This is a genomic window from Bacillus sp. 1NLA3E (assembly GCF_000242895.2).
Taxonomy (GTDB): Bacteria; Bacillota; Bacilli; order Bacillales; family Cytobacillaceae; genus Bacillus_BU.
Window position 1 is genome coordinate 37,859 of record NC_021171.1, and the last position, 14,098, is coordinate 51,956.

General features: G+C 38.2%; 15 protein-coding genes. 14 read left to right on the top strand and 1 reads right to left on the bottom strand.

Annotated features, from left to right (window positions below; all coding sequences use genetic code 11):
* The first annotated feature begins 70 nt into the window (after positions 1–70).
* The 9 genes from B1NLA3E_RS00180 to rsmI all read left to right on the top strand — a co-directional run bounded on the left by B1NLA3E_RS00180 (position 71) and on the right by rsmI (position 7,218).
* A complete protein-coding gene (locus B1NLA3E_RS00180) occupies positions 71–1,510 on the top strand; it encodes an aminotransferase class I/II-fold pyridoxal phosphate-dependent enzyme (RefSeq protein WP_041580201.1) in 1,440 nt (479 codons plus the stop codon).
* 169 nt (positions 1,511–1,679) lie between these two features.
* On the top strand, positions 1,680–2,306 hold the full coding sequence (gene tmk, locus B1NLA3E_RS00185; RefSeq protein ID WP_015591877.1) for a dTMP kinase: 627 nt from the start codon (positions 1,680–1,682) through the stop codon (positions 2,304–2,306).
* A gap of 333 nt (positions 2,307–2,639) precedes the next feature.
* Positions 2,640–2,969, top strand: a complete 330-nt coding sequence (locus tag B1NLA3E_RS00190; protein WP_015591878.1) for a cyclic-di-AMP receptor — start codon at positions 2,640–2,642, stop codon at positions 2,967–2,969.
* A gap of 106 nt (positions 2,970–3,075) precedes the next feature.
* Entirely contained in the window at positions 3,076–4,083 is a 1,008-nt protein-coding gene (holB, locus tag B1NLA3E_RS00195; protein WP_015591879.1) for a DNA polymerase III subunit delta', read from the top strand.
* Positions 4,076–4,903, top strand: a complete 828-nt coding sequence (locus B1NLA3E_RS00200) for a PSP1 domain-containing protein (protein ID WP_015591880.1) — start codon at positions 4,076–4,078, stop codon at positions 4,901–4,903. Before holB ends, B1NLA3E_RS00200 begins: the two co-directional genes overlap by 8 nt.
* 13 nt (positions 4,904–4,916) lie before the next feature.
* Positions 4,917–5,294 carry a DNA replication initiation control protein YabA gene (gene yabA, locus B1NLA3E_RS00205; RefSeq protein ID WP_015591881.1) on the top strand — a complete coding sequence of 126 codons (378 nt, stop codon included), beginning with the start codon at positions 4,917–4,919 and terminating at the stop codon, positions 5,292–5,294.
* 56 nt (positions 5,295–5,350) lie between these two features.
* Entirely contained in the window at positions 5,351–6,091 is a 741-nt protein-coding gene (locus tag B1NLA3E_RS00210) for a tRNA1(Val) (adenine(37)-N6)-methyltransferase (RefSeq protein ID WP_015591882.1), read from the top strand.
* A complete protein-coding gene (locus B1NLA3E_RS00215; RefSeq protein WP_015591883.1) occupies positions 6,081–6,365 on the top strand; it encodes a GIY-YIG nuclease family protein in 285 nt (94 codons plus the stop codon). The genes B1NLA3E_RS00210 and B1NLA3E_RS00215 overlap by 11 nt, the downstream gene beginning before the upstream one ends.
* On the top strand, positions 6,343–7,218 hold the full coding sequence (gene rsmI, locus B1NLA3E_RS00220; protein ID WP_015591884.1) for a 16S rRNA (cytidine(1402)-2'-O)-methyltransferase: 876 nt from the start codon (positions 6,343–6,345) through the stop codon (positions 7,216–7,218). The genes B1NLA3E_RS00215 and rsmI overlap by 23 nt, the downstream gene beginning before the upstream one ends.
* A 50-nt stretch (positions 7,219–7,268) precedes the next feature.
* Here rsmI and B1NLA3E_RS00225 read toward each other — a convergent pair whose 3' ends face one another.
* Complete coding sequence (locus B1NLA3E_RS00225; protein ID WP_187292175.1) at positions 7,269–7,559, bottom strand: AbrB/MazE/SpoVT family DNA-binding domain-containing protein; 291 nt, start codon at positions 7,557–7,559, stop codon at positions 7,269–7,271.
* A 557-nt stretch (positions 7,560–8,116) separates the two neighbouring features.
* Here B1NLA3E_RS00225 and metG point away from each other — a divergent pair.
* The 5 genes from metG (at position 8,117) to rsmA (ending at position 14,058) form a co-directional block, all read left to right on the top strand.
* Positions 8,117–10,078, top strand: coding sequence for a methionine--tRNA ligase (metG, locus tag B1NLA3E_RS00230; RefSeq protein WP_015591886.1), 1,962 nt, complete (start codon positions 8,117–8,119; stop codon positions 10,076–10,078).
* Between the two features lie 165 nt (positions 10,079–10,243).
* Positions 10,244–11,014: a TatD family hydrolase gene (locus B1NLA3E_RS00235; RefSeq protein ID WP_015591887.1), complete on the top strand. Its 771-nt coding sequence runs from the start codon at positions 10,244–10,246 to the stop codon at positions 11,012–11,014.
* A gap of 233 nt (positions 11,015–11,247) precedes the next feature.
* On the top strand, positions 11,248–12,423 hold the full coding sequence (locus B1NLA3E_RS00240; RefSeq protein WP_015591888.1) for a G5 and 3D domain-containing protein: 1,176 nt from the start codon (positions 11,248–11,250) through the stop codon (positions 12,421–12,423).
* Between the two features lie 200 nt (positions 12,424–12,623).
* Entirely contained in the window at positions 12,624–13,184 is a 561-nt protein-coding gene (gene rnmV, locus B1NLA3E_RS00245; RefSeq protein WP_015591889.1) for a ribonuclease M5, read from the top strand.
* Entirely contained in the window at positions 13,177–14,058 is an 882-nt protein-coding gene (gene rsmA, locus B1NLA3E_RS00250; protein ID WP_015591890.1) for a 16S rRNA (adenine(1518)-N(6)/adenine(1519)-N(6))-dimethyltransferase RsmA, read from the top strand. The genes rnmV and rsmA overlap by 8 nt, the downstream gene beginning before the upstream one ends.
* Positions 14,059–14,098: the final 40 nt, after the last annotated feature.

Here is a 14,098-nt window from a genome sequence, read left to right on the forward strand (position 1 = left end):
ACCTTACATTTTTCAAGATACCATATACCAAATTTCCAAACGAGATTAATATTTACCAATGGTGGTGACTATGGAACAATTAAGAACACCCTTATACGAAAAACTTATTTTTCATAAAGAAGCAATTCCGATTTCTCTTCATGTCCCAGGTCATAAAAATGGGGCTGTGTTCCCTTTCGAAGGTGCAGTATCCTTTAAAGAACTGTTAAAGCTTGATGTTACAGAGCTAACTGGTTTAGATGACCTCCATTCTCCGGAAGGTGTGATCCGAGAGTCAGAGCAGTTGCTGGCAGGGCTTTTTGGCGTGTGCAGGAGCTTTTTTCTTGTTAATGGTAGTACTGTTGGTAATCTGGCAATGATTATGGCAGCTCTTGATGAAGAGGATACTGTACTTGTACAACGGAATTGTCATAAATCTATTTTAAATGGGCTTCAACTTGTCAATGCTGACCCGGTCTTTATTAGTCCTGAATTTGATGAAGACTGGCAGGTGGCAGGTGGTCTTTCATTTGAAGCAGTCCAAGCTGCCATAAAAAAGTATCCCAATGCCAAAGCCTTGATTGTAACCTATCCGAATTACTATGGGATGGTTTATGAACTCGGAAGGATTATAAGATTGGCCCATGGTCATAACATTCCAGTTTTAGTAGATGAGGCACATGGTGCTCATTTTATTGCAGGTGAGCCTTTCCCTTCATCGGCAGTAACATTTGGAGCCGATGTGGTCATACAATCTGCACATAAAACATTGCCAGCGATGACAATGGGTTCATTTTTGCACTTTAACAGTAAGCTAATTGCATTAAATGATATAGAAAAATATCTTCATATTTTACAATCAAGTAGTCCATCCTATCCAATCATGGCTTCTTTGGATATAGCACGCTGTTATCTTAGCTCGATAAACAAAAACGATTTAGTTTATCTCCAAGAACAGATAAATATTTTTAAAATCCACCTTTCAAATCTATCTGGCATTAAAGTTTTGTCATACCCTAACAATCAAGGTGACTTGTTAAAGATAACAATTCAATCAACAAACTCTTTAAGTGGATTTAATTTACAAAAAATATTAGAGGGACAAGGTATTTTTGCGGAGCTTGCTGATCCCTTTAACCTATTGTTCATTATTCCTTTGTTAAAAGAGGGAATGGAATATCCGTTCAACGAGGTGATCGTTCGAATGAAAACGGCTTTGAGCGACAATGCTGTTCCCACTAAAGAAATGGAAAAAGAGCTGGTTCCCTATCAAAAAAAAGACTTGGCTAAGTTGAGTTTAAACTATAAAGAAATGAAAAAACGAAATAATAAGAGGGTCCCACTTTTGGAAGCAATTGGGGCAATTTCTGCTGAAATGATTATCCCATATCCTCCCGGAATTCCATTATTATTTCCCGGGGAAATGATAATGGAAGCAGATATTCACCACATTCAATGGCTACTTGAAAAGGGGACAAGATTTCAAGGTGGAGAAATATTAAGGCAAGGTTTTATTTCTATTTTTATATAGGCTTTGTAAAATTAAAATGTTGATTTCCGCTTCAGGCTTTCAGCGCTGCGTGGATAAAACGGTGTAAAATTTTTGAACATAGATGGGTGTCTAGTATTAGGTGCCATCGGATCTCGAGTCAAGCCTTTAGGCGGGCCACTAGAGCATTTCATATATTTCGGAGGTTTATATGGGTAAAGGTGTATTTATTACAATTGAGGGGCCTGAGGGTGCCGGTAAAACAACGATAATCAATATGTTAGCGCAACATTTAGAAAGTGTAGGGTATCCGGTTATGCAAACAAGGGAGCCTGGAGGAATAGAAATCGCTGAACAAATCCGTGAGGTCATTTTAGCAACCGAAAATACGGCAATGGATCCACGAACAGAAGCTTTGTTATATGCTGCGGCCAGAAGACAGCATTTAATAGAAAAGGTTAAGCCAGCTCTAGAATCTGGGGCGGTAATTTTGTGTGATCGGTTTATCGATAGTTCCCTAGCATACCAAGGTTATGCGCGCGGTTTGGGAATCGACGAGGTATATACTATTAATGAGTTTGCAATTGAGGATATGATGCCTAAGCTAACGCTTTATTTTGATATTGATCCTGAACAAGGACTGAAGCGGATCAACCAACATAAAGGTCGTGAAGTGAATCGGTTGGATTTAGAAACAATTGATTTTCATCAAAAGGTTAGAGAGGGTTATCAACTTTTGATAACTAGGTTTCCAAAGCGTATTCAACTAATTGATGCATCAAAGTCAGTGGAATCAGTATTCAATCAGGCATTAATCAAAATCAGGGAAATACTATAATAAAATGAGAAGAAGCTGACTACAAAAAGTGTAGTCAGTTTTTACTTTTAGGCTGTGTTAAAGCTCAATGTTTATTTTTTGCACAATGTTGATTGGAGTGGAAGGCGCGAGAATCCTGCGGGAGAAGCGAGTCACGGGAGACCCCGCAGGAGCGAAAGCGCCGAGGAGGCTCCCGGACCGCCCGCGGAAAGCGAGTGCCTGGAACGGAAATCAACATTCTAGTTTAAAAGAGCCTTCTTTTAAATAAGTACAGTAGTCTAACTTCTTTCTGATTACAAGAGAATAACTGTTATAATATAGATATTAAATCGGAAATCATTGGGGGAAGAAAGGATGAAGTTAATTCTTGCAGTTATTCAGGACCAAGATAGTAATCGTCTTCTAAATGCTCTCGTAGATAATAATTTCCGCGCCACTAAACTTGCTAGTACTGGTGGTTTTTTGAAATCTGGGAATACAACTTTTATGATTGGAACAGAAGATAGTCTGGTAGAGCAGGCATTGGAAATCATAAAAGAAAACTGCCAGTCTAAAGAGCAATTTGTTGCTCCGATATCACCGATGGGTGGTAGTGCTGAATCCTATGTCCCATATCCAATTGAGATTAAAGTAGGAGGAGCCACTGTTTTTGTCCTTCCTGTCGATCAATTTCATCGTTTTTAAAAAATAGCCCTAGTGGTGAAATGGACTAATAATTCCCTTATTGCACAACCAAGGTTAAGCATACAAAAAAAGAATTTTGATCATTTTATATAAGTGAGTGATGAACTTGGCAAGAACTTGGAATCAGCTTGAAGCGATCCAACCAACAGTATTAAAAATGCTGAAAAATAGTATCTTAAGAAATCGGGTTTCACACGCCTATCTTTTTGAAGGAATCCGTGGGACTGGGAAAAAAGAGGTAGGGCTGCTACTTGCCAAGAGTCTATTTTGTCAAAGCCCTAAAGAAGGTTATTTGCCCTGCGAAGAATGCTCAAATTGCAAAAGAATTGATACGGGTAACCATCCGGATTTTCATTTAATTGAACCTGATGGTCTTTCGATAAAAAAACAGCAAATTCATGAGCTTCAAGATGAATTTTCTAAAACTGGTGTCGAATCGAAGCAAAAAATTTATATGATCGTCCATGCCGATAAAATGACAGTCAATGCAGCAAATAGTCTATTGAAATTTCTCGAAGAACCTAATAGACAAACGTTTGCTATTTTAATATCTGAACAAGTCCAAAAAATATTACCAACCATTTTATCAAGGTGCCAAACCTTAACATTTACACCGCTTTCTCCGGATAATTTGATAGAAAAGTTTATTGCTGAGGGGGTAAAAATGGACGTAGCTCCTTTATTGGCACAGTTAACCAATAATATTGATGAAGCATTGGAATGGAACCAGGATGATTGGTTTGCACAAGCACAAAAAATAGTGTTAAAATTATACGAGGTGCTGAAAAAAAATTCTCTTGAAGCGATGGTGTCTCTTCAGGAAAATTGGTTCGTGCACTTTAAAGAAAAAGAACAATTGGATCGTGGTCTAGATTTATTACTTCTTATTTATAAGGATTTATTATATATACAACTCGGAAAAGGGACCCAGGTTGTTTTTCTTAAAGAGAAGGATCGGTTAGAGCAGTATGCATTGCAAACATCAGGTCGGCGTTTGGCTGAACAGATGGCAGCCATATTAGAGTCCAAGAGAAAGCTGCATGCAAATATGAATCCGCAGCTGTTAATGGAACAGCTTGTGTTAAAATTGCAGGAGGGATCTTCATTTGTATGATGTTGTAGGAGTACGCTTTAAAAAAGCGGGTAAGATATATTATTTTGATCCCGGGGATCTCCTTATTGAAAAGGATGATTTTGTTATTGTTGAAACAGTTCGTGGTGTTGAATATGGAAAAATAGTAACGGCACGAAAACAAGTAGAGGATCACGATGTGGTTCTCCCGCTTAAAAAGGTGCTAAGGCTGGCAGACCAAAAGGATCGGCTAATTGTTGAAGAGAATAAACAAGCCGCTAAAGAAGCCTATGAGGTTTGTTGTGAGAAGGTTAATGAGCACCAATTAGATATGAAATTGGTGGATGTAGAATACACATATGACCGAAATAAGGTGATATTCTACTTTACTGCAGATGGAAGAGTTGATTTTAGAGAATTAGTGAAAGATTTGGCCGCTATATTCCGAACAAGAATTGAACTCCGTCAAATTGGAGTACGAGATGAAGCAAAAATGCTTGGTGGTATTGGTCCATGTGGGAGAATGCTGTGCTGTTCTACATTTCTTGGCGATTTTGATCCTGTATCGATAAAAATGGCGAAGGACCAAAACTTATCCTTAAATCCCACAAAGATTTCTGGATTATGCGGGCGTCTTATGTGCTGTTTAAAATATGAAAATGATGAATACGAAACTGCAAAAGAACAACTGCCAGATTTAGGTGAAAAGATTCGGACCCCCCTTGGAATTGGGAAAGTTGTTGGTTTAAACATTTTAGAACGCGTTCTTCAAATAGAATACAGTGATCAAGGGCGTGTGCTTGAATATACGCTTGATGAGATATTAAAAGAAGGCGCTGTTTCGATTCAATCCACAGACTAACGAGGTGGAACGCTTGGATAAAAAAGAGATTTTTGATTCAGTCAGCAATATGGAAACGCAAATTGGCCAATTGTATAAACAGCTTGGTGAGTTAAGGGAGCATCTAGCGGAAATACTAGAAGAGAATAACTCCTTAAAGCTAGAAAATGACCTGTTACGTAAACGATTTGATTTTACAACTGAGAAAGAAAAGCAGAAAAAGAAGAAGCCAGACAAGAAAAATGCAGATCAGCCTGACTCTGCTGACCGAAATAGTTTCGATATTGGCGAAGGCTACGATAATCTTGCTCGTCTTTATCAAGAGGGTTTCCATATTTGTAATATTCATTTTGGAAGTCCTAGAAAAGAAGGGGATTGTCTATTCTGCTTATCCTTTTTAAATAAGAAATAGCTGGCAGCCTTCCTACTGTAAGGAAGGCTGTTTCCATATACGGAGGATTATTAAATATGGTCAATTTGAAAAATGATGAACGGTTGGATTATTTACTAGCAGAAGACTTAAAAATTATCCAAAGTCCATCCGTTTTTGCATTTTCACTAGATGCAGTGTTGCTTGCAAAATTTACATATGTCCCAATTCAAAAGGGTAATATTCTTGATTTATGCAGTGGAAATGGTATCATCCCATTGCTATTAAGTACGAGAACAAAGGGAGCAATTACAGGTGTAGAAATTCAAGAGCGGTTGTATGATATGGCTATTCGAAGTATTGAATATAATGGCCTACAGCACCGTTTACAAATGATACAAGGGGATATTAAGGAAATACATAAGCAGTTAGGATATGGGAAGTTTGATGTTATTACCTGTAATCCCCCTTATTTTTCTACGCCAAGAAAGGAAACAATAAATGAAAATGAACATTTGGCGATTGCCCGTCATGAAATCATGTGTACTTTAGAGGATGCAGTCAGAGCTTCGAGTCAGCTGGTCAGACAAGGAGGAAAAGTAGCCTTTGTGCATCGCCCCGGCAGATTGCTTGATATTATCACCCTGATGCGAGAATATCGCCTCGAACCAAAACGAATTCAGCTTGTCCATCCAAAGCAAGGAAAAGATGCTAATACCTTATTAATTGAGGCAATCAAAGATGGACAACCGGACCTGAAGATTTTACCCCCTCTTTTTGTCTATGATGAAAAGCAAGAATATACTTCAGAAGTAAAAGAGATCTTGTATGGAAAATAAACATTATTTTTATGTGCTTGAGTGTCGTGATGGTAGTTTTTACGGAGGGTATACCAATCATTTAGAACGACGTATTATGCAACATAATGAAGGAAAAGGCGCAAAATATACAAGAGGAAGAGGGCCTGTAGTGCTTTTATACAATAAAGCTTTTGAAAATAAAAGTGAGGCCTTGAAAGCGGAATACGAATTTAAACAATGGTCGCGGAAAAAAAAGGAAGAGTTCCTTTTAAGGGAAGTTGGTGGTGAATATGTGGCAGCAAAAAAGTTTTAATAATGAAGAACAAGGTGGAATTTTGTACTTAGTTCCTACTCCAATTGGCAATTTAGAGGATATGAGTTTCCGGGCAGTTCGAATTTTAAAAGAAGCCGATATGATAGCAGCAGAAGATACAAGAAATACAATGAAGCTTTGTCATTATTACGAGATTGAAACCAAAATTGTCAGTTATCATGAACATAATAAACGAGTAAGTGGGGAGAAGTTATTAAGCCGATTAAGAGAAGGTGCCAATATTGCTCTCGTTAGTGATGCTGGGATGCCAACAATATCTGACCCTGGTTATGAGTTAGTACAGAGTGCAGTGGCAGAGCGGCTGAAGGTTGTACCGCTTCCAGGAGCTAACGCTGCGCTGACCGCCCTAATTGCCTCTGGAATAACTACACAACCGTTTTATTTTTATGGTTTTTTGAATCGTCAGAAAAAGGAGAAACGGAAAGAACTTGAAACATTAGCGAAACAGACTGCTTCGCTCCTTTTTTATGAATCTCCACACCGCTTAAAGGATACTTTGCAATTGATGTTTGAAACGTTAGGTAATCGCCAAGTGGTGTTATGTAGAGAATTAACTAAGAAATTCGAAGAATTTATTCGTGGATCATTAGAGGAAGTACTTGAGTGGGCCCGCAATGATGAGATTAGAGGGGAATTCTGTATTGTGGTGGAGGGTTCGAATGAGAAAGATGCTTTACCCGAAATCAATTGGTGGGAAGCGATACCAATTTCAGCGCATGTGGATCATTACATTACAGAGAAGGGATTGCCTTCAAAAGAAGCCATCAAGCAAGTGGCAAAAGATAGAGATATAAGCAAGCGGGATGTCTATCAGGCGTACCACATTGATTAATAATAAAGAGGCTGACTCCTAGATTGGAGTCAGCCTCTTATTGAATGAAATTATTTGTTAAATTCAAACGCTTTTTTGATTTCTTCTACTAGTAATTCTGCACCTTCGCGACTAAGGATTAATTTGCCGTCGGCTAATGTCACATTGTCATCAGATACTTCACCAGTTACTTGGCAAGTCATGTTTGGCTTGTATTTTTTTAAGATGATGCGCTCGTCATCAACATAAATTTCAAGAGCGTCTTTTTCTGCAATACCAAGAGTACGTCTTAATTCAATAGGAATAACCACGCGACCAAGCTCATCAACTTTACGAACAATACCTGTAGATTTCATTCCAATAATCTCCTCTCAAACTCTATGTTTCTCTCTATTATTGTTTTAATTCGTCATAATTCGACATTTTTCTCTTCTGCTTTAATAATACCAGCCATTCCCATATCCGTCAATTATTTTTATTTATTGTTTAATAGTAATTTTTGAATGTGTTCAAAAACCTTATTAAATCAATATTTATCATGTTTGGCGCTGTTTGGAGGGGAATGAAAATAGGAAGAAAGAACTATTAAAATGATATATTAAAATAAGTATTCTATATATTATTCGACAAAAATAATGATTATCCTTCATTTATTTAATCGATGAAACGATATCGATTTTTTTGTTAGGTTTTCATGAGAATGTGAAGGGTTGTTCTGGATAGAGTCGCGTTGTTGCACATTTATGTATTTTTAGGTATATTTTGATGATATAAGCGGTTATGATGACGTTATAAAATCATTCGAATAATAGAGTTTTTCCATGGAACTTTCCTAGCTGTTTTTGGGGATTTGCCAGGGGAGTTTTTCTGTGGATTGAAGAGAATAAGTACATACAAACTTTTATGGGAGGAATTTTTAATGGAGGAAAAACTTAAGACCTTTTATCTTACTACACCGATTTATTATCCAAGCGGAAATTTGCATATTGGACATGCTTATACGACAGTGGCAGGTGATGCTATGGCCAGGTATAAGCGGATGCGTGGCTTTGATGTTATGTATTTAACAGGCACGGATGAGCACGGTCAAAAGATTCAAGAAAAAGCCGAGGAGAAAGGTGTAACACCTCAGCAGTATGTGGATGAAATTGTTTCCGGTATTCAAGATCTTTGGAAAAAGCTTGATATCTCGTATGATGATTTTATTCGAACCACTCAAGATCGTCATAAACAAGTTGTCCAGAAGATTTTTGCTCAACTTTTGGAGCAAGGGGATATTTACCTTGGAGAATACGAAGGCTGGTATTGTACTCCTTGTGAGTCCTATTACACAGAAATCCAATTAGTCGAGGGGAATTGTCCTGATTGTGGGCGCCCGGTTCAGAAGGTAAAGGAAGAATCTTACTTTTTCAAAGTAAGCAAGTATGCCGATCGATTGCTTGCTTATTATGAGCAAAACCCGGAATTTATCCAACCGGAATCACGGAAGAATGAAATGATCAATAACTTCATCAAGCCTGGATTAGAAGATCTGGCTGTATCAAGAACAACATTTGATTGGGGCATCAAGGTTCCTGGAAATCCAAAGCATGTCATTTATGTTTGGATCGATGCTCTATCAAACTATATAACTGCACTAGGTTATGGAACAGAAAACGATGCTAAGTACTTAAATTATTGGCCTGCAGATGTTCATTTAGTTGGGAAGGAAATTGTCCGATTCCATACTATTTATTGGCCAATCATGTTAATGGCCCTTGATTTACCCCTACCTAAAAAAGTGTTTGCGCACGGCTGGCTATTAATGAAGGATGGGAAAATGTCCAAGTCAAAGGGGAATGTGGTTGATCCAGTTACATTAATTGACCGTTATGGTTTAGATGCACTGCGCTATTATTTGCTTCGTGAAGTACCTTTCGGTGCCGATGGGGTCTTTACTCCAGAAGGGTTTGTGGATCGTATCAATTTTGATTTGGCTAATGATCTTGGTAATTTATTAAATCGGACTGTAGCAATGATCAATAAATATTTTGATGGACAAATTCCAGAATATAATGGGTCTGTTAGTGAGTTCGACAATCAGCTTCTACAAGCAAATGTGGATGCAGTCGATAAATATGAAGATGCGATGGAACGAATGGAATTTTCAGTTGCACTCAGCTCTATTTGGCAAGTTGTTAGTCGAACCAATAAATATATTGATGAAACTTCACCGTGGATATTGGCAAGAGAAGAAGAAACAAGAGCTCAATTGGCAAATGTAATGGCTCATCTATCAGAATCATTGCGCAGAGTGGCGATTTTACTAAAACCATTTTTAACACAAACACCAGGTAAAATATTCACTCAATTAAATATTAATGATGATGCTTTAAAATCGTGGGAAAGTTTAGCCGAGTTTGGGAAAATCCCTAGTGGAACAACTGTAACAAAGGGTGAGCCCATTTTCCCACGTCTTGATATTGAAGAGGAAGTAAACTATATCAAAGGGGTTATGAAAGGACCGGCAGCACCTGTTCAGGAAAAAGAACAACCAAAAGCGGAAATACCAGAAAGTGAAGAAATTTCAATCGATGATTTTATGAAAGTTGATTTGAGGGTGGCAGAGGTATTGCATGCAGAAGCTATCCCAAAAGCTGATAAATTACTGAAGCTGCAATTAGATTTAGGCTATGAACAACGTCAGGTTGTTTCTGGAATCGCCAAATTTTATAAACCAGAGGATTTAGTCGGTCGCAAGGTTATTTGCGTCACTAATCTAAAACCGGTAAAACTTCGTGGAGAGCTTTCACAAGGGATGATTTTAGCAGGAAGTCAAGAAGGTATGATGTCTTTAGCGACAGTTGATCAAACATTACCAAATGGGTCGAGAGTAAAATAATATCTTTTAGGAATTGAATAGCTTCAGCCCCTAGGTGCTGAAGCTTTTCTAATACATAGGATGTTTCACGTGTAACAAAACGTCGAACATTCTATGTTTTTGTTTTTATGTGTCTAAAACGATAAAATATGACTAAATATTATTTTTGTAAGGGAGTAATTGATCATGCTTTTTGATACTCATGTCCATTTAAACGCAGAACAATATCAAGATGATTTAGAAGAGGTTATTGATCGGGCCCTAGCAGCAGGTGTCAATACGATGGTTGTCGTAGGGTTTGACCGCCCGACGATAAAAAAAGCAATTGAATTAGCAGAAGCTTATGATTTTCTATATGCAAGTGTTGGCTGGCACCCAGTTGATGCAATTGATATGACAGAAGAAGATTTTCAATGGATTGAATCGTTGGCTGGGCATCCTAAGGTAGTGGCACTTGGAGAGATGGGATTAGATTACTATTGGGATAAATCCCCAAAGGAAATCCAAAAAGAGGTCTTTCGGAAACAAATTCAATTAGCTCGAAAGGTAAAATTACCAATTATTATTCATAATCGTGATGCTACTGCTGATATCATTACGATTTTGAAAGAAGAGAAAGCGGAGGAAGTTGGTGGGGTATTGCATTGTTTTAGTGGAAGTCCAGAAATTGCCCAAGAATGTATAAAAATGAACTTTTATATTTCTCTCGGAGGACCGGTAACATTTAAAAATGCCAAACAACCAAAAAAAGTGGCAGAAATGATTCCGCTAGATCGACTATTAATTGAGACGGATTGCCCCTATTTAACTCCTCATCCTAATCGAGGAAAACGAAATGAGCCTGGCTATGTAAAACTAGTTGCGGAACAAATAGCGGAGATTAAAGGGAAAACGTTGGAAGAGGTTGGAGCAATAACGACAGAAAATGCAAAAAAATTATTCGGCATAAATCGATAAAGGATTTTGTCGATTTATAATAGAGCTTGTCTGAATTTTTTGTTATCCACTAAAGTTCTACACGCCTTCGGTGAAACATAGGATAATCATGTCGACAAGTCTTCCTTTCTTTTTCTCTTGACTTTTTGCATAATTGGGATACGTCAGGGAAAATGTGCCTTGGTTGACAGGCGGCAAGTTAGTCTATATAATTCACTCGAGATAAGGAGGCGTTTTTCATCGTAATCAAAAACATGAAAAACCTGTTTTCCATTCTTTCGAGGAAGAGGAGATTGACCGTTTTTATTGCAAGTTTCATAGTTTTTGTTGCATCAACAGGTGGTATACTGTATGAAACGACGAAAAAAACTATAGTATTTACGATTGACGGTCATGAAAAAGTCATCAAGACCCACAAGGAAACCGTCCAAGGAATCTTTGATGATCAAAATATCTCTCTTCGCTCAGAAGACTATGTGTTTCCTGCGGTTAACACAAGGGTTAAGAACAACTTGAAAATTGTTTGGAAACCAGCAAAACAGGTTCAACTTGTCACAGACGGCGAGAAGAAAACGGTTTGGACAACAGCCACAACAGTTGCACAATTGTTAAAAGAGCAGAAAGTTGCTTTAAAAGAACAAGACAAGGTTTATCCCAGGCCTGCTGTAAAGATAAAAAGCAAATTGAAGGTAACAGTAAAAAGTGCCTTTCCGTTAACTTTAGTGGATGGCGGAGTAGAGCACCAAGTTTGGTCCACTTCGACTACGGTCGCTGACTTTTTAGTACAACAAGGAATTACGCTGAATCAACTAGACCGAGTTGATCCTAAGCCAGAAGATCCCGTAAAGGAAAATGGCGTGATAAATGTCATTAGAGTTGAAAAAGTCACCGATGTTGTGGAAGAACCAGTTGAATTTGCCGTGGTAACAAAGCAAGACAACAACTTGACACAGGGTACCGAAACGGTTGTGACGGAGGGGCAAAAGGGCCTCTTACAGAAAACCTATGAAGTAGTTTTGGAAAATGGCAAGGAAGTTGTTAGAAATTTATTGAATGAAACCAAACTTAAGGAAAAGCAAGATAAGGTAGTAGCTGTGGGGACCATGACGTTTGCTCAACAAGTGTCCCGTGGAGCAGCAAGTGGACAAGAGATCTATGTTAGCTCTACCGCCTATACAGCCTCGTGCAACGGCTGTTCTGGTACTACTGCAACGGGGATTAATCTAAGGGTGAATCCGAATGTAAAAGTCATTGCTGTTGACCCGAATATCATACCTCTTGGAACCAAGGTGTATGTTGATGGGTATGGCTATGCAGTTGCAGCAGATACTGGCTCTGCAATAAAGGGATATAAGATTGATGTGTTTTTCCCATCAAAATCGGATGCATTCCGTTGGGGAAACAAAAAAGTAAAAATTAGAATTTTGTAGCAAACTGAGTGCAGAGGGAGAAATTCCTCTGCATTTTGCTTTTTTGTCATTTTTCTTTAGAATATAAGATAATGTTCTTATTCTATTTTTATTCAAATACCACATTTATAGACGATTAATATAACAGAAATGTTACATTTATATTTAATAAAATTACATTCACATTTAGGAATATTTTATTGTTGGAGGAAAACTTAAACATGAAAATTAAAGAGGTTATTGTAGTGGAGGGAAAAGATGATACCACTGCGATTAGACGAGCAGTTGACGCAGATACAATTGAAACAAATGGATCTGCCATTAACGAAGTAACAATTGAAAAGATCAAGCTTGCCCAAAAGAATAGGGGTGTTATTGTATTTACCGATCCTGATTTTCCAGGGGAAAAGATTCGGAAAATAATTGCTCAACAAGTTCCTGGCTGTAAGCATGCCTTCATTACGAAAGAAGAAGCGCTCAAAAGTCGTGGAAGAGGCTTAGGTGTCGAGCATGCTTCTCCCCAAACCATTTTGAAGGCGCTTGAACAGGCTCATGAGATGAGTATAAGTATCGTTGAAGAAATGACTCAAGAGGACTTGATCGACGCAGGTTTGATTGGCGGTGACGGCGCAAAGGAAAAGAGGGAAAAACTTGGCAAATTGCTAAAAATAGGCTACACCAATGGGAAACAGCTCCATAAAAGATTAATGATGTTTCAAATTAGCCGCGAGGAATTTGCGGCAGCAATAGCGGTAATTAGACAGGAGGAAAAGAATGCTTAAGGATATTGCGACACCCATTCGAACACGGGACATTTTGGAAAAATACGGATTCTCTTTCAAAAAAAGCCTTGGTCAAAATTTTTTAATTGACCCCAATATTTTAAAAAGGATCGTTGATCACGCTGAAATTACAGAAGAGACAGGCACTATTGAAATTGGTCCTGGTATTGGGGCTTTAACAGAACAGTTAGCCCGAAGCAGTAAAAAGGTCGTTGCTTTTGAGATCGATCAACGATTATTGCCTATTCTCAACGAAACATTGGATCCATATTCCAATGTTGAAGTGATTCATCAGGACGTATTGAAGGCGGATGTAAAGACCGTGATGGAGGACAGGCTTAGTGATATCAAAGACGTCATGGTGGTAGCTAATTTGCCATACTACGTGACGACTCCAATCATCATGAAGCTTCTTGAAGAAAAGCTACCAATCAGAGGAATTGTGGTGATGTTGCAAAAAGAAGTGGCAGAGAGAATTACCGCTAACCCGGGTACAAAGGATTATGGATCCTTATCAATTGCCGTCCAGTATTATACGAAGGCTGAGATTGTTATGACGGTTCCAAAGACGGTTTTTGTTCCTCAGCCTAATGTAGATTCCGCTGTCATCAGGCTTACTGTTAGAGAGAATCCACCGGTGACTATGATTGATGAGGCATTCTTTTTCAGGGTGATAAAAATGAGCTTCGCTCAAAGAAGAAAAACCATTTTAAACAATTTAACAAGCCAGTTACCAAACGGTAAGGAAAAGAAGGAGTCTATCGTTTTAGCATTAGAACAGGCGAATATAGATCCGAGGCGTCGAGGAGAAACCCTTTCAATCGAGGAGTTTGCGCGGTTGAGTGACTTCTTAATCCCATTCTTTTCAAAATAAGATTGATTTCAAAACTAGCGTGTATCATACATATGCTATT

Coding starts and splice junctions, on each gene's coding strand:
- tmk (WP_015591877.1), top strand. CDS start 1,680: ATGGGTAAAGGTGTATTTATTACAATTGAGGGGCCTGAGGGTGCCGGT.
- rsmI (WP_015591884.1), top strand. CDS start 6,343: ATGTGGCAGCAAAAAAGTTTTAATAATGAAGAACAAGGTGGAATTTTG.
- B1NLA3E_RS00235 (WP_015591887.1), top strand. CDS start 10,244: ATGCTTTTTGATACTCATGTCCATTTAAACGCAGAACAATATCAAGAT.
- B1NLA3E_RS00240 (WP_015591888.1), top strand. CDS start 11,248: ATGAAAAACCTGTTTTCCATTCTTTCGAGGAAGAGGAGATTGACCGTT.
- rnmV (WP_015591889.1), top strand. CDS start 12,624: ATGAAAATTAAAGAGGTTATTGTAGTGGAGGGAAAAGATGATACCACT.
- B1NLA3E_RS00210 (WP_015591882.1), top strand. CDS start 5,351: ATGGTCAATTTGAAAAATGATGAACGGTTGGATTATTTACTAGCAGAA.
- rsmA (WP_015591890.1), top strand. CDS start 13,177: ATGCTTAAGGATATTGCGACACCCATTCGAACACGGGACATTTTGGAA.
- B1NLA3E_RS00190 (WP_015591878.1), top strand. CDS start 2,640: ATGAAGTTAATTCTTGCAGTTATTCAGGACCAAGATAGTAATCGTCTT.
- B1NLA3E_RS00215 (WP_015591883.1), top strand. CDS start 6,081: ATGGAAAATAAACATTATTTTTATGTGCTTGAGTGTCGTGATGGTAGT.
- B1NLA3E_RS00180 (WP_041580201.1), top strand. CDS start 71: ATGGAACAATTAAGAACACCCTTATACGAAAAACTTATTTTTCATAAA.
- metG (WP_015591886.1), top strand. CDS start 8,117: ATGGAGGAAAAACTTAAGACCTTTTATCTTACTACACCGATTTATTAT.